Raw genomic sequence first — 8,805 nt, forward strand, 5'->3', positions numbered from 1 at the left:
GGCGGACGGCGCGGCCCCGCCAGCACGGTGGCGGTGGCCACGGCCGGCCAGGCCGACCTGCCGGTGATCATCGAGGCGCTGGGCGCGGTGACCCCCGCCGCGACGGTGACGGTCCGCCCGCAGGTGTCGGGCACGATCACCCAGGTGCTGTTCAAGGAAGGCCAGATGGTCCGCGCCGGCCAGGCGCTGGCGCAGATCGATCCGCGCCAGTTCCAGATGGACCTGATGCAGGCCCAGGGCAACCTGACCCGTGACGAGGCCCAGCTGGCCAGCGCCCGCGTCACCCTGGCCCGCTTCCAGACCCTGCTGACCCAGGACAGCATCGCCCGCCAGGAGGTCGACACCCAGGCCGCCACGGTCAAGCAGTTGCAGGGCACGGTGATGGCCGACCGCGCCGCCGTCGGCACGGCCCAGCTGAACCTCGGCTACGCCCGCATCGTCGCGCCGGTCAGCGGCCGGGTCGGCCTGCGGGTCGTCGATGTCGGCAACTATATCGCCGCGGGCGACGCCAGCGGCGTGGCGGTGGTCACCACCGTCTCGCCGATCGACGTGGAGTTCACCGTGCCGCAGGACGACGTGCCGCGCATCGGCGCGCGCGTCGCCACCGGCGCCGTCCTGCCGGTCACCGCGCTGGACCGGACGCGGACCGTGACCCTGGACAAGGGGACCTTCTCGACCCTCGACAATGTCGTCGACACCGGCACCGGCACGGTCAAGGCCAAGGCCCGGTTCGCCAACGCCGGCGGGACGCTGTTCCCCAGCCAGTTTGTCAATGTCCGGCTGGAGCTGGACAACATCAAGGGCGCCATCGTCGTGCCCGCCACCGCCCTGCGCCAGGGCGCCGACGGGGCGTTCGTCTGGGTGCTGAACGCCGACCAGACGGTCAGCAAGCGCAAGGTCACGGCCGGCCCCTCGACCACCACCCAGGTGTCCCTCGCCACCGGCCTGAAGGTCGGCGAGAAGGTGATCACCGAGGGCGGCGACCGCCTGACGGAAGGCGGCAAGGTGCAGCTGCCCGGCCAGGCGGCCCAGCGCTCGGGCCAAGGCAAGGGCAAGGGCCAGGGCGGCCAGCATCGCCGCCGGCAGCAGGCCCAGTAGCCGGGCCCGCCTCCGATGAACCCCTCGCGTCCCTTCATCCAGCGGCCGGTCGCCACGGCCCTGTTCATGGCGGCCATCGTCCTGGCCGGCCTGGTCGGCTTCCGGCTGCTGCCGCTGTCGGCCCTGCCGCAGGTCGACTATCCCACCATCCAGATCCAGACCCTCTATCCGGGGGCCAGCCCGGAGGTGATGAGCCAGACGGTCACCGCCCCGCTGGAGCGCCAGCTGGGCGAGATGTCCGGCCTGGCGCGGATGAGCTCGGTCAGCACGGCCGGCGCCTCGATCATCACCCTGCAGTTCAACCTCGGCGAGACGCTGGACGTCGCCGAGCAGGAGGTGCAGGCGGCGATCAACGCCTCCAACAGCCTGCTGCCGGCCGACCTGCCCGCCCCGCCGGTCTACGCCAAGGTCAATCCGGCCGACGCCCCGGTCCTGACCCTGGCGGTGACGTCGGACACCCTGCCGCTGACCGAGGTGCAGAACCTGGTCAACACCCGCCTGGCCCAGAAGATCAGCCAGGTCTCGGGCGTCGGCCTGGTCACCCTCAGCGGCGGCCAGCGCCCGGCCATCCGCATCCAGGCCGACACCCAGGCCATGGCCTCGTACGGCGTCACCCTGGCCAACCTGCAAACCGCCATCAGCAACGCCAACGCCAACAGCGCCAAGGGCAGTTTCGACGGCCCGACCCGCAGCTACACCATCAACGCCAACGACCAGTTGCTGACCGTCGACGACTATTCCAGCTTGATCGTCGCCTACAAGAACCAGGCCCCGATCCGCCTGCGCGACATCGCCCAGGTGGTGCAGAGCGCCGAGAACACCCGCCTGGGCGCCTGGGCCAGCCAGACCCCGGCGATCGTCGTCAACGTCCAGCGCCAGCCCGGCGCCAACGTCATCAAGACCGTCGACGCCATCAAGGCCAAGCTGCCGGAGCTGGAAGAGGCCCTGCCCGCCACGCTGAAGGTCGAGGTGCTGGCCGACCGCACCACCGGCATCCGATCGTCCGTCCACCACGTGGAGATGGAGCTGCTGCTGGCCGTGGTGATGGTGGTGGTGGTGATCTTCTTCTTCCTGCACAGCCTGCGCGCCACCCTGATCGCCGGCCTGGCCGTGCCGATCTCGCTGATCGGCTCGTGCGGGGTGATGTACCTGCTGGGCTACAGCCTCAACAATCTGAGCCTGATGGCCCTGACCATCGCCACGGGGTTCGTGGTCGACGACGCCATCGTCATGATCGAGAACATCTCGCGCCACCTGGAGCGCGGCGAGAAACCGATGGCGGCGGCCTTGAACGGGGCGCGCGAGATCGGCTTCACGATCATTTCGCTGACCGTCTCGCTGATCGCCGTGCTGATCCCGCTGCTGTTCATGGGCGACGTGGTGGGCCGGCTGTTCCGCGAGTTCGCGGTCACCCTGGCCATCACCATCCTGATCTCGGCCGTGGTGTCGCTGACCCTGACGCCGATGCTGTCGGCCCGCTGGCTGAAGCCGCAGGGCGAGGAACACCAGGGCCGCATCGCCCGCAAGTCGCAGGAGGTGTTCGAGCGGGTCGAGCGCCAGTACGAACGCGGACTGGCCTGGGTGCTGAAGCGCCAGAAGGCCACCCTGGTGGTCGCGGTCCTGACCTTCGCCCTGACCGCCGCCCTCTACCTGATCATCCCCAAGGGCCTGTTCCCCACCCAGGACACCGGCCAGCTGCAGGCCCGCACCGAGGTCGAGCAGTCGGTGTCCTACGACCGCATGGCCGGGCTGCAACAGCAGGCGGCTAAGGCGATCCTGGCCGACCCGGCGGTGGAGAACCTCAGCTCGTTCATCGGCGTCGACGGCGCCAACAACGCTATGCTCCACACCGGCCAGATGCTGATCAACCTCAAGCCCGACCGCAAGGGCTCGCAGGAGAAGATCATGCAGCGGCTGCGCGACCGCGTCGCCGCCGTGCCGGGCGTCACCCTCTACCTGCAACCGACCCAGGACCTGACCATCGACGCCGAGACCGGCCCCACCCTCTACCGCCTGTCGCTGGAGGGCGCCGACACCGCCACGGTGCGCGAATGGGCCGGCAAGCTGGCCGAGCGGCTGAAGACCGTGAAATCGGTGCGCAACGTCTATAGCGACGCCGGAGCCGTGGGCGCGGCGGCCTATGTCGACATCGACCGCGACACCGCCGCGCGGCTGTCGATCACCGCGGCCGACATCGACGACGCCCTGTACAGCGCCTTCGGACAGCGCATCGTCTCGACCATCTTCACCGAGACCAACCAGTACCGGGTGATCCTCGAGGCCAAGCCCGGCCTGCTGACCGCGCCGCAATCGCTGGGCCTGCTGAACCTCAAGACCGGCGGCGGATCGCCCACCCCGCTGTCGGCGATCTCGACCATCAAGGAGCAGACCGCGCCGCTGCAGGTGACCCACGTCGCCCAGTTCCCGGCCACCACCCTCGGCTTCGACACGGCGCCCGGCGTCTCGCTGGGCAAGGCGGTGGACGACATCCGCGCGGCGATGAAGGACATCGGCATGCCGGTGGCCGTCACCCACACCTTCCTGGGCGCGGCGGGAGCCTACGAGAACTCGCTGTCCAACCAGCTGTGGCTGATCCTGGCCGCCGTGGTCTGCGTCTACATCGTGCTGGGCGTGCTCTACGAGAGCTACATCCACCCGCTGACCATCCTGTCGACCCTGCCCTCGGCCGGGGTCGGGGCGCTGCTGGCCCTGTGGATCACCGGCAACGACCTGGGCGTGATCGGCATCATCGGCATCATCCTGCTGATCGGCATCGTCAAGAAGAACGCGATCATGATGATCGACTTCGCCATCGACGCGCAGCGCAACCAGGGCAAGAGCCCTCAGGAGGCCATCTTCCAGGCCGCCATCCTGCGCTTCCGGCCGATCCTGATGACCACCCTGGCGGCCCTGTTCGCCGCCGTGCCGCTGATGCTGAGCTTCGGCGACGGCGGCGAGCTGCGCCGGCCGCTGGGCATCGCCATCTTCGGCGGCCTGCTGGTCAGCCAGCTGCTGACCATGTTCACCACCCCGGTGATCTACCTGGCCTTCGACCGCCTGAGCCCGGCCGACAAGGGCGTGCATCGCGATGACCCACTCGCCCCCGAACCGGTCCCGGGGACGCCGTCGTGAACCTCTCGGCCCCGTTCATCCGCCGGCCGGTGGCGACGGTCCTGCTGACCGTCGGCCTGGCCATGGCCGGGATCGCCGCCTTCTTCGTGCTGCCGATCTCGCCCCTGCCGCAGGTGGACTATCCGACCATCTCGGTCTCGGCCAACCTGTCGGGGGCCAGCCCCGACACCATGGCCTCCAGCGTCGCCACCCCGCTGGAGCGGCGGCTGGGGGTGATCCCCGGCGTCACCGAGATGACCTCGCAGAGCAATACCGGCTCGGCCCGGGTGACCCTGCAGTTCGACCTCAACCGCGAGATCAACGGCGCGGCGCGCGAGGTGCAGGCGGCGATCAACGCGGCGCGCGGCGACCTGCCGGCCACGCTGCGCAGCAACCCCACCTACCGCAAGCAGAACCCCTCCGACGCGCCCGTCATCATCCTGGCCCTGACCAGCGACACCAAGACCCCGGGCCAGATCTACGACGCGGTGTCCAACATCGTCTCCCAGCGCCTGGCCCAGGTGACGGGCGTCGGCGACGTCGAGATCGGCGGCGGCTCGCTGCCGGCCGTGCGGGTGTCGGTCAATCCGTTCCTGCTCAACAAGTACGGCGTCGCCCTGGAGGACGTCCGCGCCGCCGTCCAGGCCGCCAACGCCAACCGCCCCAAGGGCGCGGTCGAGGGCGATGGCCAGCGCTTCCAGGTCTATACCAGCAGCGGCGGACGCAAGGCCGCCGACTATGCCGGCCTGGTCGTGGCCTGGCGCGGCGACGCCGGGGTCAAGCTCTCGGACGTGGCCAGCGTCACCGACAGTGTCGCCGACACCCGCACCCTGGGCCTGTTCAACGGCAAGCCGGCGATCATCATCCTGGTCACCCGCCAGCCGGGGGCCAACATCATCCAGACGGTGGACAGCGTCCGCGCCGTCCTGCCCGAGCTGCGCGCCCAGCTGCCGGCCGACGTCAGCCTCCAGGTGGCCAGCGACAGCACCAACTCGATCCGGGCCTCGCTGCACGAGATCGAGGTCACCCTGCTGATCTCGATCGTGCTGGTCGTCCTGGTGGTCAGCGCCTTCCTGCGCAGCACCCGGGCCACGTTCATCCCGGCGGCGGCGACCATCGTCTCGCTGCTGGGCACCTTCGGGGTGATGTACCTGCTGGGCTTCTCGCTCAACAACCTCAGCCTGATGGCCATCACCGTGGCCACCGGCTTCGTCGTCGACGACGCCATCGTCGTGCTGGAAAACACCCAGCGCCACATCGAGAACGGCATGGAGCGCTTCGCCGCCGCCACCCTGGGGGCCAAGGAGGTGGGCTTCACGGTGCTGTCGATCAGCATCTCGCTGGTGGCGGTGTTCATCCCGCTGCTGTTCATGGGCGGCCAGGTCGGGAGGCTGTTCCGCGAGTTCGCCGTCACCCTGTCGGCGGCGGTGCTGATCTCGCTGGTCATCTCGCTGACCACCACGCCGATGATGTGCGCCTACCTGCTGCGCCACCGACCCGAGGGCCAGCAGGAGGGCCGGATCGGCCGCTGGTTCGAGGCCGGCTTCAACCGCGTCCACAAGACCTACGAGCACAGCCTGGACTGGGCCCTGGCCGCCAAGCCGGTGGTGCTGCTGATCCTGGTGGTGGTGCTGGGCCTGACCGCCTGGCTCTACATCGCCGTGCCCAAGGGCTTCTTCCCGCAGCAGGACAGCGGCCAGATCCAGGCCGGCCTGCGCGCCGACCAGAGCGTGTCGTTCCAGGCCATGCAGCTGAAGCTGCGCCAGGTGGTCGACATCATCCGCAAGGACCCCGCGGTCGACACCGTGGTCGGCTTCACCGGCGGCGCCCGGGCCGGCGGCGGCTTCATGTTCGTCAACCTCAAGCCGCTGGGCGACGGGGCCGGCGAGCGCAAGGAGAGGGGCTCGGCGGTCATCGCCCGCCTGCGGCCCAAGCTGCAGCAGGTGACGGGCATCAGCGTCTTCCTCAACCCCGTGCAGGACGTGCGGATGGGCGGCCGGCAGGCCAACTCGACTTACCAGTACACCCTGACCAGCGACAGCAGCGCCGCCCTCAAGCAATGGGCCCCCAAGCTGGCCGAGGCGATGAAGGCGCACGGCGACGTGATGACCGACGTCGATTCCGACCAGTCGGAGAACGGCGTCGAGACCTACATCACCATCGATCGCGACAGCGCCTCGCGACTGGGGATCACCCCGCGCGCCATCGACAACGCCCTCTACGACGCCTTCGGCCAGCGCCAAGTGGCGACCATCTACGAGGACATCAACCAGTACAGCGTGATCCTGGAATGGGAGAAGGCCTTCGCCCAGGGCCCCGAGGCGCTGAACGACGTCTATGTGCCGACCAAGGCCGCGACGGCCGGCGGGACCACCAGCAGCGGCGCGGGGGTCAACCCGTCGCTGCGCGACCCCTCGACCGGCTCGGCCCTGAACACCGCGGTGACGCCGATGACCCCGCTGATGGCGATCGCCAGCGTCGCCCAGGCCGCCACCCCGACCTCGATCAACCACCAGAACGGCGAGCTGGCCACCACGGTGTCGTTCAACCTGGTCGACGGCAAGTCGCTCAGCGACGCCCTGGCCGCCATCAAGCAGGCCGAGGCCGACATCGGTCTGCCGACCAGCGTGCGCGGCAGTTTCCAGGGCAGCGCCCGCAGCTACAACGACCAGATGAAGCAGCAGCCGCTGCTGATCGCCGCCGCCGTCATCGCCATCTACATCGTGCTGGGCATGCTCTACGAGAGCTACGTCCATCCGCTGACCGTGCTGTCCACCCTGCCCGCCGCCGGGGTCGGGGCGGTGCTGGCCTTGCTGATCTTCAAGATGGAGTTCTCGATCATCGCCCTGATCGGGGTGTTCCTGCTGCTGGGCATCGTCAAGAAGAACGCCATCCTGATCATCGACTTCGCCCTGGAAGCCCAGCGCAGCCGGGGCCTGACGGCGATCGAGGCGGTGCGCGAGGCCAGCCTGCTGCGCTTCCGGCCGATCCTGATGACCACCCTGGCCGCCGCCCTGGGCGCCCTGCCCCTGGCCATCGGCTTCGGCGAAGGCGCCGAGCTGCGTCGGCCGCTGGGCATCACCATCATCGGCGGGCTGATCGCCAGCCAGCTGCTGACCCTGATCACCACCCCGGTCGTCTACGTCTATCTCGACCGCCTGCGGGGCAAGCCGCGCGACGAGCGCTACCTGACCCACAATCCTACCGCGCCGGAGCCCGCCTGATGTCCGTTCAACGTTTGGCCTGCGCCGTCTCCGCCCTCGCCCTGCTGTCGGCCTGCACGGTGGGCCCGGCCTATCAGAGGCCGGCCCTCGCCACGCCCACGCCCACGCCCCTGCCCGCCGCCTTCAAGGCGCTGGACGGCTGGAAGCCCGCGACGCCCGGCGACCTGCTGGACCGCGGCGACTGGTGGACCCTGCTGGGCGATCCGCGGCTCGACGCCCTGATCGCCCGGGTCAACGTCTCCAACCAGACCATCGCCGCCGCCGAGGCCAATTACCGCCAGGCCCGGGCCCTGGTGCGCGAGCAGCGGGCCAGCCTGTTCCCCACCCTCGACCTGACCGGCTCGGCGACCCGGAGCGGCGACTCCGGCGCGACCAGTTCGGGGACCAGCGGCTCCAGCAGCGGCCAGCGCTACCAGGCCGGCATCGGCGCCAGCTGGGAGCCGGACGTCTGGGGCCGCATCCGCCAGACCGTCAGCGGCGCCCAGGCCTCGGCCCAGGCCAGCGCCGCCGACCTGGCCGCCGCCAAGCTGTCGATGCAGGGCGAACTGGCCACGAATTATCTGGGCCTGCGCCAGACCGACGCCGAGATCGCCCTGGTCGCCAAGACCGTCGAGGGCTACCAGCGCAGCCTGACCATCACCCAGAACCGCTACGCCGCCGCCATCGCGCCGAAGTCCGACGTGCTGCAGGCCCAGACCCAGCTGGCGGGAACCCAGGCCGACCTGGCCAGCCTGGAACAGACCCGGGCGACCTACGAGAACGCCATCGCCGTCCTGGTCGGCGAACCGGCCAGCGCCTTCAAGGTCGCCGCAGACCCCGGCTGGACCGCCCAACTGCCGGACGTCCCGGCCGGCGTGCCGTCCACCCTGCTGGAGCGCCGCCCCGACATCGCCGCCGCCGAGCGCCGGGTGGCCGCCGCCAACGCCGACATCGGCGTGGCCCGCGCCGCCTTCTTCCCGACCCTGTCGCTGACCGGCTCGGGCGCCAGCGGTGCCAGCCGTCTGGGCGACCTGTTCTCGGCCTCGGCCAACACCTGGTCGCTGGGCCTGTCGGCGGCCCAGACCCTGTTCGACGCCGGGGCCCGCAAGGCCCGGGTGGAGCAGGCCCGCGCGTCCTACGACGCCTCGGTCGCCGACTATCGGCAAACCGTGCTGACCGCCTTCGAGGACGTCGAGAACCAGCTGACCGGCGTCCGCGTGCTGGAGCTCCGCTACGGCCTGCTGCGGACCTCGTCCAGCGCCGCCGACCAGACCGAGCAGATGCTGCTCAACCAGTACCGCGCCGGCCAGGTGGCCTATACCGACGTGGTGACGGCCCAGGCCTCGGCCCTGTCGGCGCGGCGCGCGCTGCTGACGGCGGCGGTGGCCCGACA

4 protein-coding genes are annotated in these 8,805 nt (G+C 70.3%); all 4 read left to right on the forward strand.

The features are described from left to right. Positions 1-1,098, forward strand: a 1,098-nt coding sequence (locus PMI01_RS00630; RefSeq protein ID WP_007661664.1) for an efflux RND transporter periplasmic adaptor subunit, incomplete at its 5' end; no start/stop codon positions are given. 15 nt (positions 1,099-1,113) lie between these two features. After that, positions 1,114-4,230, forward strand: a complete 3,117-nt coding sequence (locus PMI01_RS00635; protein ID WP_007661666.1) for a multidrug efflux RND transporter permease subunit — start codon at positions 1,114-1,116, stop codon at positions 4,228-4,230. Beyond that, positions 4,227-7,433 carry an efflux RND transporter permease subunit gene (locus PMI01_RS00640; protein WP_007661668.1) on the forward strand — a complete coding sequence of 1,069 codons (3,207 nt, stop codon included), beginning with the start codon at positions 4,227-4,229 and terminating at the stop codon, positions 7,431-7,433. The genes PMI01_RS00635 and PMI01_RS00640 overlap by 4 nt, the downstream gene beginning before the upstream one ends. Next, positions 7,433-8,805: efflux transporter outer membrane subunit (locus tag PMI01_RS00645; protein ID WP_007661670.1), on the forward strand; the 1,373-nt coding region annotated here is incomplete at its 3' end. The genes PMI01_RS00640 and PMI01_RS00645, both read left to right, overlap by 1 nt.

The organism is Caulobacter sp. AP07 (assembly GCF_000281955.1).
In the GTDB taxonomy this organism is placed as follows: domain Bacteria; phylum Pseudomonadota; class Alphaproteobacteria; order Caulobacterales; family Caulobacteraceae; genus Caulobacter.

Coding starts and splice junctions, on each gene's coding strand:
- PMI01_RS00635 (WP_007661666.1), top strand. CDS start 1,114: ATGAACCCCTCGCGTCCCTTCATCCAGCGGCCGGTCGCCACGGCCCTG.